The organism is Williamsia herbipolensis (assembly GCF_000964005.1).
GTDB classification, from domain to species: domain Bacteria; phylum Actinomycetota; class Actinomycetes; order Mycobacteriales; family Mycobacteriaceae; genus Williamsia_A; species Williamsia_A herbipolensis.
Genome location: NZ_JXYP01000029.1, coordinates 96,314 through 111,686, shown reverse-complemented (window position 1 = coordinate 111,686; position 15,373 = coordinate 96,314). Strand labels below are relative to the sequence as shown.

Below are 15,373 nucleotides of genomic sequence, written 5' to 3'. Positions count from 1 at the left end.
TAGCGAAACAGGTGTGGCCCGGTCCATCGGACCGGGCCACACCTGTCTGTGATCGTGCGTGCGAGCGAACGAATTACTCTCCGTCGCGCAGATTCTGCTGACGAACCACCTTGAGCAATTCGATGATGGTGTCGATGGTCGACACCGACAGTTCGCCGTGCCGGAACGCGGCGAGATGGGCGCCGGTCTCGGCGGCCATCGCGACGTATTCGCGCTGCTGCTCGACCCGCTTGAGATCCTCGTCCGGATCGGACAGGAAGTAGGTCACGCTGATCTCGAACGCGCGCGAAATCGCTTCCACCGTGCGGAAAGACGGTGTCTTGGCCTTACCGGTGCGCAGTTGTGAGATGTAGGCGTCGCTCAGGGTGTAACCGAGTCGATTCGCCTTCAGCGCGATCTTTTTCCCCGTGTAGGGAATTCCGTTCTCATCGCGAACGGTATCGAACAGTTCATTGAGACTCTCGGCAAAAGACCGGGCTGTGTGAACGTCGCTCGTCGTGGTCATTCGTGCTCCCCGATCTAGAGAAGATGACCGACCAGATCACCTTCGCAGCAGATTGAACTCACCGTGCGGACAAGAATGTGTCCACCTTGCTTTTATTTCTTCGGTGAACTCTACCTTTAGTGGTCGTTCATCAGGTACTACGAGCCGAACATCGATCAGGAGCCCGTTCCGGGGCGCGGATCGTCGGCGTCGGGGGCCGGGGGAGTGACCGTGTCGTCGCCGGTCGGATCGGTGCCGTTCGTGTCGCGTCGCGGGCTGCGCGGGGTGCGACGATCGTGACCGAGGTCGAGCAGGAAATCGGGGTCGTCGTCCGGGCCGATGGGGCCGCGCCGGGACGACGTCGGTGCGCTAGGCGTCGTCGTGTCCGGCCCGAACGCCTTCCACACCAGATAGGCGACACCTATCGCGACGACCAGGGCAACGACGACGACCACGAGAACCTCCACGAACGTATGGGTAGGTCCACGTTACGGGAGTCCGACGAATCGGGCCGTCGATGCTGGTCGCAGGCCGACCGCGGCCCGGTGTGACGACGAACGCGGGCCGCACCCGGGGGTGAGTCCGGATGCGGCCCGCGGGCTCGACGAGTGGTGCGAGAGAGGTCAGTCGGTCTTGCGGTTGAGCAGGGCCACGACATCGGCCTCGCGGAACCGGCGATGACCACCGGGGGTACGGATGGCGCCCAGCAGGCCGGAGCTGGCCCAGCGGGCCACGGTCTTGGGGTTGACGTTGAACATCGCCGCCACCTGTCCGGGGGTCAGCGTGTGCTGACTGGCCACCCGCGGGGTGATCGGCATCGACGTCGGGAGTGCGCCCCCGGGCATGGCGTTGAATGCTGCAGTCATGTGTCGTTCTCCTCGTGCTGGGCCCCCGACCGTCGACCGAGATCGGCGGTGGTGGGCATCTGATCTGGCTGTGACCGATGAAACTGTTGTTTCGCTGCCCGACAACATGATTACACCGAGAATCCAAGGTGTTCGAACGGTCAGCTGTTGGTAAATCAATGGTAAAAATCGGGCATCGCGGGCGCAGGGCCCTCTCGACGTAGGCTGACAGGGTGAACGAACGTGACTCATCCGCTCCCCAGCCGGCTCCCACGGGTGCCCCCACGGACGCCGCTGCGGTCGGTGCCGGACGCGGTCTCGCGACGGCGTTGATCCTGTACACCGTTGCGCGCCTTGGCCTTGTCATCGTGTTGGCCGCGATCATCTACGGCGTGGGGCACCTCGCGGGGGTCGACGTGCCGATCCTCGTCGCCGCGATCTTCGCCGTCGTGATCGCGCTGCCGCTGGGCATGCTGTTGTTCAAGCGGCTGCGCACCGACGTCAACTCCGCCATCTCCGCGGTCGACGCCGACCGCCGCGCCAAGCGCGACGCGTTGCAGGCGCGGTTGCAGGGATCGCCGCGTCCCGACGGTTCCGGCGACCCCCGATCGTGACGTCGGGGGGCCCGCTGGTCGACCATCGGGCGTCGCGCGAGTGGGTCGACACCGCGATCCGGCTGATCGAGGCCGACGCCACCCGCAGCGCCGACACCCACCTCGTGCGGTTCCCGCTGCCGGAGTGGTCGAGGTTCGTCGGTGCCGACGGCGAGCCCACCGCCATCGACCTGTATCTGAAGGACGAGAGCACCCACATCACGGGTTCGCTCAAGCACCGCCTGGCGCGCTCGCTGTTCCTCTACGCGCTGTGCAACGGCTGGATCACGCAATCGACGCCGGTCATCGAGGCGTCGTCGGGGTCCACCGCGGTCTCCGAGGCCTACTTCGCGGCGCTCATCGGGGTGCCGTTCGTGGCGGTGATGCCGCGCAGCACCTCCACGTCGAAGGTCGCGCTCATCGAGCGTCAGGGCGGTCGGTGCCACTTCGTCGACTCGCCGTCGGAGGTGTACACCGCCGCGGCCGCCCTCGCCGAGGAGCTCGGCGGGCATTTCATCGACCAGTTCACGATGGCCGAACGCGCCACCGACTGGCGCGGCAACAACAACATCGCCGAGTCGATCTACCAGCAGCTGAGCCTCGAGCGTCACCCCATCCCGACATGGGTGGTCGTCGGCGCGGGCACCGGCGGCACCTCGGCGACCATCGGCCGCTACATCCGCTACCGCCGCCACCCCACGTGGCTGTGCGTGGTCGACCCCGAGAACTCGGTGTTCCACCCGGCCTACGCCACCGGCGACGGAGCGGTGACCTCGGCAATCGGGTCGAAGATCGAGGGCATCGGGCGACCGCGGGTGGAGCCGTCGTTCGTGTCGCAGGTGATCGACGCGATGCTGCGGGTCCCCGACGCGGCGTCGGTGGCCACCGCGCGGCTGGTGTCCGATCACCTCGGCCGTCGCGTCGGCGGGTCGACGGGCACCAACGTGTGGGGCGCGTTCGCCGTCATCGCCGACATGCTCGCCGCAGGCACCGGCGGCAGCGTGGTCACACTCCTCTGCGACGGCGGCGACCGGTACGGCGACACCTACTTCGACGACGACTGGGTCGCCGGGTGCGGCTGGTCGCTCGACGAGCCGCGCGCCGTGCTCGACGAGTTCTGGACTCACGGTCGATGGCCGGAATGACCGCGCCCGCGATCGAGGCGACCGACCTCGTGCGGGAGTACCGCATGGGTGAGGAGACCGTCCGCGCCCTCGACGGCCTCACCCTGCGCCTCGACGGCGGTCAGTTCGTGTCGGTGGTGGGGCCCTCGGGTGCGGGCAAGTCGACGCTGCTGCACGTCATCGGGGCCCTCGACGCCCCCGATTCGGGTCGCATCGTGGTCTCGGGCTCCGACATCGGCTCGCTGTCCGACGACGAGCAGTCCGAGTTCCGCAGGCGCACCATCGGTTTCATCTTCCAGTTCTTCAACCTGGTGCCGACGATGTCGGCGTGGGAGAACGTCGCGCTGCCCCGGTTGCTCGACGGGACGTCGCTGCGGAGGTCGAAGGCCGACGCGGTGGCGCTGCTCGACCGCGTGGGGCTCGGCAACCGCGCCGGCCACCGGCCGTCGGAGCTGTCGGGCGGGCAGATGCAGCGCGTCGCGATCGCGCGGTCGCTGATCATGGATCCGCGGATCGTGCTGGCCGACGAACCGACCGGCAACCTCGACTCGCACACCGGTGCGGCGATCCTCGGACTGCTGGCCGAACTCGCCCACGACGACTCGGGGCGACTGGTGTTGATGGTCACCCACGACACGAAAGCCGCCGAGTTCGCCGACACCACCGTCACCGTCCGCGACGGGCGGATAGACGCGTAGATGTCGGGAGGCGGGGGAGCGCGACGTCGGTTCGATCCGGTCGCGACGTGGACACGGGTGCGGGTGCTCAACCTGCGCGAGCTGCGCAGCCACCGTCTGCGGGTGATCACCTCGCTGATGGTGATCACGGTGTCGTCGACGCTGCTCGTCGCCGTGCTCGGTACCTACGGGTCGATCACCGCCTCGGTGCGTGAGCTGTCGGCGACGGTCGCCGGGACCGCCGATCTCGACGTCACCTCCGTCGGCGACCGCGGCCTCGACGAATCGCTCGTCGGTGAGATCCGTGCGCAGGTGCCGCAGGCGTCGACCGTGGCGCCGCTGATCCAGGACACCATCTACCTCGACGCGAAACCCGTCACCGTGCTCGGCGCCGACGTGTCGATCCTCGGTCTCGGCGGTGCCCTGCGTCAGGTGCTCGCCGGGGGATCGGGCGCGGGACAGGCGTTGTCGCCGAACCGCCCCGATGCCTCGACGTCGATCGCGGTCGGCCCGGGCCTCGGGTTCAGTGCGGGGCAGAAGGTGACGATCGACGGCGTCGCGCTGACGGTGGTCGAGGTCATCGACAGCGCGGCGGCGAAACCCATCAACGGTGGCCGGTTCATCGCGGCGTATCTGCCACTCGCGCAACGGCTCACCGACAAGCAGGGCCGCCTCGACTCGATCCTCATCGGCGCCGCGCCCGGCGTCGACAAGGCCGCTCTGCGGGCCTCGATCGAGCGGGTGGTCGCCGGGCGTGCCGCGGTGAACCGTCCCGACTACCGGGCGGGTCAGGTCGAGACGGCGAGCTCGGTGACCCGCGATTCGACGCTGCTCGTCGCCCTCATCTCCCTCGTGATCGCCGCGTTCCTCGTGTTCAACACCATGAACATGGCCGTCGCCTCGCGGCGACAGATGTTGGCGATGGTCCGCGCGATCGGTGGGCGCCGCGGGCAACTCGTGCGCGACCTCATCGGCGAGGCCGCCCTGTTCGGACTGGTCGGAGGCCTGATCGGCATCCCGGTCGGGGTGCTCGCCGGCCGGTGGATCATCGGCCGACTGCCCGAGGTGTCGTCGGAGGCCGTCGGCGCGACGGTCGGCTACCACCTGCCCTGGTATGTCGGGCCGATCGCGGTCATCGCGTGTGTGGCGTCGTGCGTGGCGGCCAGTGTGCTCGCCGCGCGGTCGGTGTTCGCGCTGTCGCCGATCGAGGCGATGGTGCCCGGCGAGGTGCTCGCCCGCGACCGCGGTCCGGGTCCGCTGGTGTGGCTCGCCGGTATCGGCGGTCTGGGGCTCGTCGGGGCGGGGTGGCTCATCGCGCACACCGTCGAGGGGCGACTCGTGTTCGGCGGCGCCGTGCTCACCAGCATCGGGACGCTCCTGTTCTTCTTCGCGGTCACCGGACCGCTGATCCGTGCGGTCACGGCGTTGGCCGCGCGGCTCGGTGGCCCGGGGACGCTCGCCGCGGTCAACACCGAACGCTCCCCGCGCCGTGCCTGGGCGACGCTGATGACGGTCACCGTCGCGGTGTCGGTCGGCGTCGGCACATCGGGGGCGATGAACGATCTCGTCGGATCGGTGTCGGGTGCGCTCGACGGTCTCGCCGATCCCGATCTCTACGTCTCCTCGCAGCCGGTCGAGAAGATCCCCAGCGGACCGATCCTCGACTCGGGCGTCGCCGGACGTGTCGCCGCGGTACCCGGTGTCGCGGCGGTCGTCGGTGGTCAGTGGGCGACGGTGAACGTCGGCGAGGCGCGCATCCTCGTCCAGGGTCTCGCGCCGGGTATCCAGGCCCCGTACGTGAAGAAGACCTCGCCGGAGGTGCTGCGCCGGGTGCTCGCCGGCGAGGGTGTCGTCGTGTCGAAGGTGTTGGCGCGGACGCTGAAACTGGGTGTCGGTGACCGATTCCGACTCGCGACCCCCACCGGGTTCCACGAGCTGCCGATTCTGCAGACCGTCGACTACGTGACCCTCGACTCGGGCACCGCCGCCCTCTCCGATCAGCTTCTGTCGCAATGGTTCCAGCGGCCCGGCAACACCTTCCTGCAGGTGCGGTACGCCCCCGGGGTCGACGGCGCACAGGTGCGTCGCGCGGTGAACGCGGCCGCGCAGGCCGACGCCGACCCGTCGCACCCGGTGTTCGTCTACAGCGGCGCCGAGACCCTCGACGCCACGCGGGCCTCGGTCAAACAGTCGGGCGCGTTCACCGTCGCCATCCAGTGGATCGTGGCGTTGGTCGCCGCGATCGCCCTGCTCAACACGCTGCTGCTGTCGGTGATCGAACGGCGCCGCGAACTCGGGGTGCTGCGTGCGATGGGTGCGTCGCGGCAGTTCGTGTCGCGGATGGTGTTGGCCGAGGCGGCCTCGATCGCCGCGGTCGGGGCAGTGCTGGGCGTCGCGAGCGGCGAGTTGCTCCACATCGTGAGCGATCGGGTGCTCGGCACCACCACCTCGGTCGACATCGGGTACCACCCGCAGGCCTCGACGATCCTCTACGTCGTCGTCGCGTTCGTTCTCTGCACCGCGGGCGCCTTCCTGCCCGCCGCGCGTGCCGCGCGGATGAACATCAGCGAAGCCGTCCTCGACGAGTAGCGGACCGGCCGCCGAAATATTGCCTGTCAATAAATGTTGACAACACCGTGAGTGTCAACTTAACCTGACACCATGCAGAGCGACGACGTGGACACCGAACAGAACGACACCATCACCACGGCCGCGGCGAGCACAGATCCCGCACAGGGACTGGCCGCGGTGCGCGCCCTGCGAACTCTGGCCGACCGCCTCGAAGAGGTGCAGGTGGCCAGTGCCCGCGAGCAGGGATGGAGCTGGCAGGCGATCGCAGAGGTCCTGCAGATCAGCCGCCAGGCCGTGCATCAGAAGCACTCGGCTCGCGAGAGGGACTGAATCAACACCCACCACACGACTGAGAAGAGACACATCATGTTCGAACACTTCACCCGCGAGAACAGGCACATCCTGTCCTTCGCCATGGAGGAGGCCGCCGACCTCGGGCACACCCAACTCGGCAACGATCACCTGATCCTCGGGATGCTGTGCAACGCACGCGCCCCGATCTTCACCCGGCTCACCGCCGAGGGCTTCACGCTCGACGCGGCCCGCGACACCGTCCGCGAGGTGCGCGGCGACGCCGACGACAGCGACGACGCCGACGCGTCACAGGTCGACGAGGACCGCGAGGCCCTCAAGTCCGTCGGCATCGACCTCGACAAGGTCGCCACGGCGATCAAGAACGCCTTCGGCACCGACATCACCGACGGCTGGTCGCAGCGAGGTGCCGACCGCCGCGGACGGGGCGGTCGTGGCGGACCGCGGCGCGGTGGCGAGGACTCCGGTCCCCGTGGGCACCGCGGTCACCGACACGGCCACGGCCATGGCCACCCGCACGACGCATTCGGTCGCCCCGGCTTCCCCGGTGGCGAGTTCCCCGGTCGCGGCGATGTCCCGGGTCGTGGTTTCGGCGGCCCGCTGGGTGATCCCGACAGCGCGGATGGCCCGTGGGAGCGCGGCCGGGGCCGGCGCGGTCCCCGCGGACGGGGCGGCCCGTTCGGTCGGCCGCGGTTCTCGGTCGACGCGCGGGCCGCGATCGCCAACGCCGTGCAGATCGCCCGCGAGTCGGACAGCGACCGGATCACCGCCGAGCACGTGCTGCTCGGCATCCTCAAGACCGACGACAAGCGTTCCCGCGCATTGATCGAGTCGGTCACCACCCCCGAGAAGCTGCGCGACGCGTTGAGCGCCACCGTCTGATCCGTGACCGACCATGCTGCGCCCGCGAGCTTCTCGCGGGCGCAGTGTTGTGTCGTCTGCTCAGGCGAGGAACAACGCGACTGCGGTCGCCAGGGCCCACGCCACCATCGCCATGCCGGCCTGCGCGATCGCAGGGATCAGGGCCGGCCCGAGTGCGCCGCCGCGGACCGGTGCGTTGGCCCGCCACGCCAGCGGTGCGGCGACCAGACCGAGCAGCGCCCACGGCGTCGCGATGACGAGCACGAGGCTGAGCACCGACGGCAGGGCCACCAACGCCAGGTGCGTGGTGCGGGTGCGCGTGTCGCCGAGGCGGACCGCGAGGGTGTTCTTGCCCGACACGGTGTCCGACGGGATGTCGCGCAGATTGTTCGCGACGAGCACGGCGCTCGAGTAGGAACCGACGGCGACCGCGCAGATCACGCCGACCCAGTCGATCCGCTCGGCCTGCACGAACTGTGTGCCCAGCACCGCGACGAGCCCGAAGAACACGAACACCGCGACCTCGCCGAGGCCGGCGTAGCCGTACGGCCTCGTGCCGCCGGTGTAGAACCAGGCGCCCGCGATGCACACGACGCCCACGATGACGAGCCACCACGCACTGCTCAGCGCCAGGACCAGACCGCAGACCGCGGCCAGACCGAACGCGGCGAACGCGGCGTTGCGCACCGCCACCGCGGGGGCGGCCTTCGACCCGACGAGGCGCATCGGTCCGACGCGGTCGTCGTCGGTGCCGCGGATGCCGTCGGAGAAGTCGTTGGCGTAGTTGACCCCGACGATCAGCGACAACGACACCGCGAGCGCCAGCAGCGCCTTCCACCACACCGCGTCGCCGAGCCAGCCCGCCGCGCCGGTGCCCGCCACCACGGGGGCGATCGCATTCGGGAACGTGCGCGGCCGCGCACCGTCGAACCACTGCTTGGGGGTAGCCATGTCGACAATCTTGACCTACCCCCGTGGCGCCACTCGGCGGTGGTTCGATGTGCGGCCGACGCGTGCGGTCCGTTTTGCCCGAACCGCTGTACGGGTGACGAGTCGTCGCAGGTGGTCGCCACTACTGTGGACATCTGGGCGCTACGAGCGGATTGCGCCGAACAGACGGCCGGAGAGGTGAGGTGTCGGTGGACGCGTCGGCGGTGACGATCGGCCTCCTCGGTCCGGTCGCGGTCGCGACCGACGGTGGGATGGTCGAGGTCCCCGGTGTCCGGGCCCGGCGCCTGCTTGTCGCCCTCGCCCTGGCCCGTGGCGGTGTCCGTTCGGCGTCTGCCCTCATCGACCTCGTGTGGGGCGACGACCGCCCCAAGTCGCCGCAGGCCGCCCTGCACACCCAGATCTCCCGTCTTCGACAGGTGTTGCCGTCGGGCATGCTCGCCGGCGCGGCCAACGGCTACCGCCTCGACCTGAACGGCGACGCCCTCGACGTCGACCGGGCCCGAGCACTCGCGGCCGTCGCGACCCCCGATGCGCTGGCCGAGGCCGACGCCCTGTGGCGCGGTGTCCCCGGAGACGACCTCGGCCCCGACACCCCCGGCGGAGATCCGCTCGCCGGCGAGTTGCGCACTCTCGGCGACGATCTGCGTCGCCGCCTCGACGAGGCGCGGGCCGCCGCGGCGTCGGCGATCGGCGACCACGAGACCGCCCGCCGCATCGCCGGGGACCTCTGTGAACGCGACCCTCTCGATGAACCCGCGCACCTGCTCCTCATGCGCGCGTTGGCGGCGTCGGGCCGCACCGCCGACGCCCTCGCCGTGCACGCCCGACTTCGTCGTGCGCTGTCCGCCGAGCTCGGGGTCGACCCCGGCGCCGAGATCGAGGCACTGCATCGCGAGCTGCTCACCCCGGCACCCGCCCCGGTCCTGACGCCACCGTCGACGGTGATCCCGCGGCCGTCGGTCTCCACCCGTGCCGTCGGGCTGCGGTCGGAACCCAACGAGTTGCTCGGCCGCGCAGACGACATCGCCGCCGTCCTCGCCGCGATCGACCGACATCGGGTGGTCACCATCGCCGGACCCGGCGGCGCCGGCAAGACCCGCATGGTGCACGCCGTCGGCCGCCGGATCGCCGAGGCGGGCCGTACGATCTACCTCGTCGAGTTGGCGTCGGTGCGCAACGACGACGACGTCGTGGCGGCCATCGCCGCGTCCCTCGGTGTCGGGGAGTCCGAGCTCACCCCGTCGGGTGCGCCGCGCATCCCCGTCGGCGACCTGGCCGACCGCCTCGCCGACACCCTCGTCGGACGCAACGCCGTTCTCGCACTCGACAACTGCGAGCAGATCATCGACGGCAGCGCGCAGGTCGTGACCGACCTCATCGGTGCTGTCGCCGACCTCACCGTCCTCACCACGTCGCGCGCACCGCTCATGGTGGCGGGCGAGGTCATCCACCGCTTGGCGCCGCTGTCGAGCGACGTCACCGACTCGCCGGCGGTCGAACTGTTCGTCGCGCGAGCACGGGCAGTTCGCTCCGACGTGGCCATCGACCTCGATGTCGTCGCCGAACTGTGCCGCGACCTCGACGGCCTGCCGTTGGCCATCGAACTCGCCGCCGCACGGGTGCGCACCCTGAGCGTCCCGGAGATCGCCCGCCTGCTGTCGCAGCGCCTCGCCCGTGGTCGACTCAGCTTGCTGCGCACCGCAGATCGCACCGCACCCCGACGGCATCGGACGCTGCACGCGGTCATCGAGTGGAGCTGGGATCTCCTCGACGACGATGCGCGGGCGGCCCTGCGGCGCCTGTGCCGCTTCCCGGCCGGGTTCACCGTCGCCGCAGCCGATGTCGTCGTGGCCGGCGGCGCGGGCCTCACCCTGGTCGACGACGTCCTCGAACAGCTGGTCAACCAGTCGTTGCTCACCGTGACCGAGGTCGACGGCCACATCCGCTACCGAATGCTCGAGATGGTGCGCGAGTTCGGTGAGGAACAACTTCTCGCGTCGGGCGAGGCGGACGACGTCGACGCGGCCATGATCCGTTGGGCCATCGGGTGGGCGAAGGACACCCGCGCCCTCTACGACACGGGCGAGCAGGCGGCCGCGATGACGAACGTCGTCGCCGACAACGACAACATCGTGTGGATCCTGCGACGCTGCACCGAGATCGATGCCGCCGACCGGCCCGCCGACGCGGTGGCGGCCGTGGTCGCGGTGTTCCCGGTGATCACATCCGGGTGGGTGGCACGCGGGCTTCACGTCGAGGTCCGCAACTGGGCGCCCCGCATCGTCAGGCTGCTGGGCCGGCCGCCCCGCGACCTCCCCGACGACCAGCGTGAGCTGTGGCAGGTCGCCCTCCTCATGGTGGCCGGCCATCTGATCATGATCGCGCCCGACATGCGGTTGTTGGCTCGGGCGCGCGTCGCCATCCGCGCCATCTTCCACCCTGACGAGGTGATGGCGCTGCCCGCGGACTTCGTGAGCGCGATCCTGTTGTCGCGCACCACCTACAGCGGTCTCCGCATCCTCACCCGCGGCGCCCGGTCACCGGTTCCGCTGGTTCGGGCGATCGCACTGTCGGTGCGCTCGAACGCCCGGGAAAACGTCGGTGACCTCATTGGCGCACTGCGCGATTCGCAGGATGCCCAGGCGCTGGCCGTCTACCGGGGCGATCTCTGGATCACCGCGACCGGCGCGATGGAGATCGGCAACATCCACGGCCAGAGCGCACGGTACGGCGATGCGATCGCGAGCTACACCCGGGCCGTGGAGTTGCTCACCGAACTCGGCTCGGTCGACGAGGTCGTCCAGGTCCGGATCTATCTCGCGTGCAGCTTCATCGGCGCCGGGGAGATCGACCGTGGACGCGAGATCGTGGCCGAACTCTCCGATGGGTGGACGGTGGATCAGCCGGTGCCGGCGGGCAGTGTCGAGGCGGTCGGGACGCTGATGATGGCCAGCGCCGAGGTGGCCCACGCCGAGGGTGATGCCGCAACGGCGGGGGCGATCGCGGTGCGCGTCCTCGACCAGGTTCTCGGCGGCATGGCGGGCGCGACATCGGACCCGACGATGCTTCTCGTCCTCAGCTCCGCGGTGACGATGGCGGCCGTGACCGGGAACGGTGGCGCCGCCCACGAGCGGCTCCCGTTGCTCGGCGACTTCGTGGCCGCACAGTTCGAACCCTCCGGTTACCAGGACATCCCGCAGATCGGCGCCTGCGCCGTCGCGTTCGCCACCGCCTTGACGAGCCACGACGCCGGGTCGGTGACCGCGGCGCGGTTGCACCTGCTCGGCGTCCGTTCGCGCGCCCGCCTCGATTTCCCGATCCTCGACCACGCCGTCACCACGGCCCGGTCCCTGAGCACGGTGGCGGCCGACGTCTGGGAGGAACTCGACACCGAGATCAGCAGGATGTCCCGACGGCACGCCGCCGAGACCATCCTGCAGACCATGCGTGGTGCTCTCGCCTAGGCGTTGCGCATGTACGCCCGGACGGTGAGCGGCGCGAAGACCGCGACGAGGATGGCCGCGCCGAGCAGCGACCACAGCACGTGGATACCGATGTGACCGTTGTTGGTCAGCTCGCGCACCGACGTCACCAGGTTCGACACCGGGTTCACCTTCACGAACGCCTGCAGCCAGCCCGGCATCGTCTCGGGCTGCACGAAGGCGTTCGAGACGAAGGTCAACGGGAACAGGATCATCAGCGAGAAGCCCTGCACCGCAGAGGCCTTCTTCACCAGCATGCCCATCAGCGCCCAGATCCACGACACCGCGAAGCTGCAGATGATGACCAGGACGGTGGCGCCGATCAGACCCAGCGGGTCGGGCCGCCAGCCCATCGCGATGCCGACCACGAACGTGATGACCGTGGCGATGAGGTATCGCACGACGTCGGCGAGCAGCGCGCCGGCCAGGGGCGCGGTCCGCGCTATCGGTAGCGACTTGAAGCGGTCGAACACGCCCTTGTTCATGTCCTCACGGAGCTGGGTGCCGGTCACCACCGAGGTGGTGATCACGGTCTGGACGAGGATGCCCGGGATGATGATCGGAAGGTATTGCGACACACTGCCGGCGAGCGCGCCACCGAAGATGTAGGTGAACATCAACGTGAACACGACGGGCTGGAACACGACGTCGAACAGCTGCTCGGGGTTGTGGCGGATCTTGAGCATTCCGCGGTAGCCCATGGTGAACGACTGGCGGACAGTGTCGGCGAGTCCGACCGAACGCGGGACCGACCTTGTGTCGCGCGATGCGACGGCGGGGCGATCGAGGGCCTGGGTGGTCATGCTGCGTCCTCCTCGGACTCGGTGGCGGAACCGGTTTCGGTGCCGTCGGCGGACTTGCCGGTGATGGTCATGAACACCTCGTCGAGGCTGGGTTTGGCGACGGACAGTTCGCGGATCGCTATGTCGGCCGCCACCAGGGCGGTCATCACGTCCGACACCGCATCGGGTCGGGCCAGGGGAACCGTGACGCGCCCGGCCTCGGGGCTCAGCGACCCCTTCTCGCCGGTGACCCGCTCGACGATCTCCAGCGCCGCGATGCAATCCGACGGCGACGTGGGACGGACCTGCAGGGTGTTGACGCCCACCGAGTCCTTCAGTTCGTCGGCCGTGCCGTCGGCGATCACTACTCCGCGGTCGATCACCGCGATCCGATCGGCGAGCTGATCGGCCTCGTCGAGGTACTGCGTCGTCAGCAACACCGTCGACCCCTGGGACACGAGGCGACGGATCGTCTCCCACATCTGAGCGCGGGTCCTCGGGTCGAGACCGGTGGTGGGCTCGTCGAGGAACAGCAGCGGGGGAGCGGAGATCAGGCTGGCCGCGAGATCGAGCCGCCGCCGCATACCGCCGGAGAACTCGTTGAGCGGCCGGTTCGCGGCCTCTTCGAGCCCGAACTCCTCGAGGAGGTCGGAGGCGATGGTCCGCGTCTGTGCTCGGGACTTGCCGAGCAGCCGCGCGAAGATGATGAGGTTCTCGCGAGCGGACAGGTCCTCGTCGACCGAGGCGTATTGACCGGTGACCCCGACCAGCGAGCGGACCGCCACGGGTTCGGCGACCACGTCGTGGCCGAAGACCTGTGCCGATCCGGCATCGGGACGCAGAAGGGTCGCGAGCATGCGGACGGTGGTGGTCTTGCCTGCGCCGTTGGGGCCCAGTACGCCGTACACCGATCCAGTGGGTACGACCAGGTCGACACCGTCGACCGCGCGGGTGCTTCCGAAATGTTTCACCAACCCGCGGGCCTCGATGGCCGGCGTGTCGGTGGTGCGAGGTGATGTCATGCCACGACTGTCCGCGACCGCTCTGTCGTGACGCTGTCGCGGACTGTCGTGGCCTGTCGCCCGGCCCCGTTTCACACTGTGGAGTTGTCAATGTTCGTACCGCTCCCGCGGGTGAGCGGGGCGTTGGTTCTAGGACGGCGCTACGCCGCGGCCGGTTCCATCGCTGTCAACGTTCTTCTGTTGTAAGCGGGTAACGGGGTTCGCTTCGGGTCGATGGCCGGCGGTGGGATGAGCCATGGGTGTCGGTCGTAACCCATGACGATGTCCCATCCGGCGGTGTGGACGGCGACGTGGCAGCGGCGGCACAGGAGGCATCCGTTGTCGACGACGGTCTTGCCGCCGTCGGCGTAGTGGGTGATGTGGTGGACGTCGGTCCACGACGTCGGCGCTCCGCACTTGATGCAGCACTGGTCTCTGGTGAGGATCACCGTGCGTGCCGCGCCGGTGAAGAGCCGCTTCTCGGCGGCGACGGAGACGGGTGCGCCGTTGAGGTCGACCCCGATCCCCAGGACTTTCGCGTCGCAGGCCAGAAGTCGTGCCGACAGGTCGGAGACCGGTCCGAGCCAGTTCAGGCGCGCGGCCCCCGCGGGGGCCGATCCCTCGAGCGGGATCGTGAGGACCAACTCGGTGGACGCCGGACCTGACAGGGCCTCGGGTGCGAGTCCGCGGGTGCCGGCCTCGAGGAGTTGGGCGAACGCATCGGCACGTCGCCGGCCCGCCGCGCGCGGGTCGGGTGATCCGTCGGGTTCGGGGCGGGGGCGTGACGCCGAGTCGAGGGCGGTGATGAGTCGTTCGCCGGTGACCGCGTCGAGGTCGAACTCGCCGCGTAGCCGGCCGTCGCCGGTCTGCGACCAGCCCAGTTCGTTGAGGGCCGGGTCTTCGGCGGCCGGTACCTCGGGAGGCTCGACGGGTGAGTGTGCGATCGCCGCGGCGCGGGCGTCGTGGACGATCTCCGCGGGATTCTTGCCGGCGATCGCGGCCCCGATCAGCCGCTGCTCCAGGCCCGACACCACATCGGAATCGAGTGCTTCACCGGTGCGGCGGGCGACGTGTTCGATTCCGCGCGCGACCGCATCGAGGTGTTCGGCCGACAGGTCACCGTCGCGGGAGTGGCGAGCGAGCAGAGGTAGGACCTCCGCGGCCCGTCCGAGGCGGATCAATCGTGACGCCACGGCCGGCGCGACACCGTTGGCGACCAACAGTTCTCGCAACGACATCCCGCAGTGTGTCGCGACCCCGACACGCTCGGCCTGCGACGTCAACCGCGCCAACACCCCGTCGACCACCGCCCGGAGAGCGACGGCGCCACGGATGGCGGCGACGATCTCGGCGTCGATATCGGCGACAACTGTTCCCTGTGAACCGACCTCGTCGACCACCAGGTCGGCGAGTTCGATGAATGATCCCCCGGTCATGGGTCAAACGTACATACGTTCGAGCGGGAGCGCAAGGGCGAATTTGACGAATACTGTTGACACGCAATCAGATTGCGCGTGGGCGACGCCCCCGATCATCACGCTACCGCACGGCACCGACACGAATTGGGAGCGAGCGCCGCGTCATCCACATGCTGTGCAGACACCTGCCCGATCGACGGCGACAGGTGCCCGATCGATGCGAATAGCTGCCCGATCGACGCGTGGGTCGGGCACGACGAGCGACCGCCACA

The 15,373-nt window shown here is 69.4% G+C and carries 14 protein-coding genes; 7 read left to right on the top strand and 7 right to left on the bottom strand.

Annotated features, from left to right (window positions below; translation table 11 throughout):
* Window positions 1–73: 73 nt before the first annotated feature.
* The 3 genes from TU34_RS16150 to TU34_RS16140 form a co-directional block, all read right to left on the bottom strand.
* Entirely contained in the window at window positions 74–505 is a 432-nt protein-coding gene (locus TU34_RS16150) for a helix-turn-helix domain-containing protein (protein ID WP_045823913.1), read from the bottom strand.
* Between the two features lie 155 nt (window positions 506–660).
* Entirely contained in the window at window positions 661–951 is a 291-nt protein-coding gene (locus TU34_RS16145; protein ID WP_052688981.1) for a hypothetical protein, read from the bottom strand.
* Between the two features lie 156 nt (window positions 952–1,107).
* A complete protein-coding gene (locus TU34_RS16140; RefSeq protein ID WP_045823912.1) occupies window positions 1,108–1,350 on the bottom strand; it encodes a BldC family transcriptional regulator in 243 nt (80 codons plus the stop codon).
* A gap of 212 nt (window positions 1,351–1,562) precedes the next feature.
* Here TU34_RS16140 and TU34_RS16135 point away from each other — a divergent pair, with 212 nt between their 5' ends.
* The 6 genes from TU34_RS16135 (at window position 1,563) to TU34_RS16110 (ending at window position 7,488) form a co-directional block, all read left to right on the top strand.
* Window positions 1,563–1,943 (top strand): DUF4229 domain-containing protein, encoded by a 381-nt coding sequence (locus TU34_RS16135; protein ID WP_045823911.1) that lies wholly within the window; start codon window positions 1,563–1,565, stop codon window positions 1,941–1,943.
* Window positions 1,940–3,067 (top strand): L-cysteine desulfhydrase Cds1, encoded by a 1,128-nt coding sequence (cds1, locus tag TU34_RS16130; RefSeq protein ID WP_203225479.1) that lies wholly within the window; start codon window positions 1,940–1,942, stop codon window positions 3,065–3,067. The genes TU34_RS16135 and cds1 overlap by 4 nt, the downstream gene beginning before the upstream one ends.
* Window positions 3,055–3,744 carry an ABC transporter ATP-binding protein gene (locus TU34_RS16125; RefSeq protein ID WP_045823909.1) on the top strand — a complete coding sequence of 230 codons (690 nt, stop codon included), beginning with the start codon at window positions 3,055–3,057 and terminating at the stop codon, window positions 3,742–3,744. The genes cds1 and TU34_RS16125 overlap by 13 nt, the downstream gene beginning before the upstream one ends.
* Window positions 3,745–6,312: an FtsX-like permease family protein gene (locus tag TU34_RS16120; protein ID WP_045823908.1), complete on the top strand. Its 2,568-nt coding sequence runs from the start codon at window positions 3,745–3,747 to the stop codon at window positions 6,310–6,312.
* Between the two features lie 72 nt (window positions 6,313–6,384).
* Window positions 6,385–6,624, top strand: a complete 240-nt coding sequence (locus tag TU34_RS16115) for a hypothetical protein (protein WP_045823907.1) — start codon at window positions 6,385–6,387, stop codon at window positions 6,622–6,624.
* 36 nt (window positions 6,625–6,660) lie between these two features.
* A complete protein-coding gene (locus tag TU34_RS16110) occupies window positions 6,661–7,488 on the top strand; it encodes a Clp protease N-terminal domain-containing protein (RefSeq protein WP_045823906.1) in 828 nt (275 codons plus the stop codon).
* A gap of 60 nt (window positions 7,489–7,548) precedes the next feature.
* Here TU34_RS16110 and TU34_RS16105 read toward each other — a convergent pair whose 3' ends face one another.
* Window positions 7,549–8,418, bottom strand: a complete 870-nt coding sequence (locus tag TU34_RS16105; protein ID WP_045823905.1) for a 1,4-dihydroxy-2-naphthoate polyprenyltransferase — start codon at window positions 8,416–8,418, stop codon at window positions 7,549–7,551.
* Between the two features lie 188 nt (window positions 8,419–8,606).
* On the opposite strand from TU34_RS16105, the gene TU34_RS16100 reads away from it, so the two are divergent.
* Window positions 8,607–11,882 carry an AfsR/SARP family transcriptional regulator gene (locus tag TU34_RS16100; RefSeq protein WP_045823961.1) on the top strand — a complete coding sequence of 1,092 codons (3,276 nt, stop codon included), beginning with the start codon at window positions 8,607–8,609 and terminating at the stop codon, window positions 11,880–11,882.
* On the opposite strand, the gene TU34_RS16095 is transcribed toward TU34_RS16100, so the two are convergent.
* The 3 genes from TU34_RS16095 to TU34_RS16085 form a co-directional block, all read right to left on the bottom strand.
* A complete protein-coding gene (locus TU34_RS16095; protein ID WP_045823904.1) occupies window positions 11,879–12,703 on the bottom strand; it encodes an ABC transporter permease in 825 nt (274 codons plus the stop codon). The genes TU34_RS16100 and TU34_RS16095 overlap by 4 nt on opposite strands.
* Complete coding sequence (locus TU34_RS16090; protein WP_045823903.1) at window positions 12,700–13,704, bottom strand: daunorubicin resistance protein DrrA family ABC transporter ATP-binding protein; 1,005 nt, start codon at window positions 13,702–13,704, stop codon at window positions 12,700–12,702. The genes TU34_RS16095 and TU34_RS16090 overlap by 4 nt, the downstream gene beginning before the upstream one ends.
* Before the next feature lie 140 nt (window positions 13,705–13,844).
* On the bottom strand, window positions 13,845–15,119 hold the full coding sequence (locus TU34_RS16085; protein WP_052688980.1) for an HNH endonuclease signature motif containing protein: 1,275 nt from the start codon (window positions 15,117–15,119) through the stop codon (window positions 13,845–13,847).
* Between the last annotated feature and the right edge of the window lie 254 nt (window positions 15,120–15,373).

Coding starts and splice junctions, on each gene's coding strand:
- TU34_RS16150 (WP_045823913.1), bottom strand. CDS start 505: ATGACCACGACGAGCGACGTTCACACAGCCCGGTCTTTTGCCGAGAGT.
- TU34_RS16125 (WP_045823909.1), top strand. CDS start 3,055: ATGGCCGGAATGACCGCGCCCGCGATCGAGGCGACCGACCTCGTGCGG.
- TU34_RS16090 (WP_045823903.1), bottom strand. CDS start 13,704: ATGACATCACCTCGCACCACCGACACGCCGGCCATCGAGGCCCGCGGG.
- TU34_RS16140 (WP_045823912.1), bottom strand. CDS start 1,350: ATGACTGCAGCATTCAACGCCATGCCCGGGGGCGCACTCCCGACGTCG.
- TU34_RS16105 (WP_045823905.1), bottom strand. CDS start 8,418: ATGGCTACCCCCAAGCAGTGGTTCGACGGTGCGCGGCCGCGCACGTTC.
- TU34_RS16110 (WP_045823906.1), top strand. CDS start 6,661: ATGTTCGAACACTTCACCCGCGAGAACAGGCACATCCTGTCCTTCGCC.
- TU34_RS16095 (WP_045823904.1), bottom strand. CDS start 12,703: ATGACCACCCAGGCCCTCGATCGCCCCGCCGTCGCATCGCGCGACACA.
- TU34_RS16085 (WP_052688980.1), bottom strand. CDS start 15,119: ATGACCGGGGGATCATTCATCGAACTCGCCGACCTGGTGGTCGACGAG.
- TU34_RS16115 (WP_045823907.1), top strand. CDS start 6,385: ATGCAGAGCGACGACGTGGACACCGAACAGAACGACACCATCACCACG.
- TU34_RS16120 (WP_045823908.1), top strand. CDS start 3,745: ATGTCGGGAGGCGGGGGAGCGCGACGTCGGTTCGATCCGGTCGCGACG.